The sequence below is a fragment of the Pseudoalteromonas sp. SANK 73390 genome (assembly GCF_054966645.1).
Window position 1 is genome coordinate 1 of sequence record NZ_ARPN01000132.1, and the last position, 557, is coordinate 557.

Genomic DNA, 557 nt, shown 5'->3' on the forward strand with positions numbered 1-557 from the left:
CTAGCCCGCCATAATGCCAGTATACAAATGCTCGACAAGGCCACACCTCATGTGCAATTGCGCAGCTTAGGCCCAAACCATGTACACCAAGTGGACCCGTCTTATTGTTTGCTCTATTACCCACCTGAGCGCAAGAACCGCAAAATAAAGGGTTATAAGCAATCGTACATGGATGAAAGCCACTTTTATGCAAACAAGCCTGACAACCTAGACAAAGTTAAAAACCTGCGAGTTTGGCGCTATGTACTCACCGACCATTTTAGTGGTGCGATACGTGTTAAGTACTACCAAGCGGCTGGCGAGACTACGGCAAACCTGTTTGATTTTTTAATGTGGTGTTGGTCTGTGCATGATGGCTCGGCATTTATGGGCGTGCCTGAAATGCTGGTATGGGATAAGGGTTCAGCGAACAGCTCAAAAGCCATTAAAAATGTGCTGAAGAGTTTACAAGTTAAATGTGAAGAGCACAAAGCTGGTAGCCCTCGCGCTAAAGGTAGTGTTGAAAACGGTAACGACTTGGTTGAAACCCAGTTTGAAAGCCGCTTGTTGATGGAGCC

1 pseudogene is annotated in these 557 nt (G+C 46.3%); it reads left to right on the top strand.

The features are described 5' to 3' along the window. A pseudogene (locus SANK73390_RS18305) lies at positions 1-557 on the top strand (hypothetical protein); the annotation flags it as partial.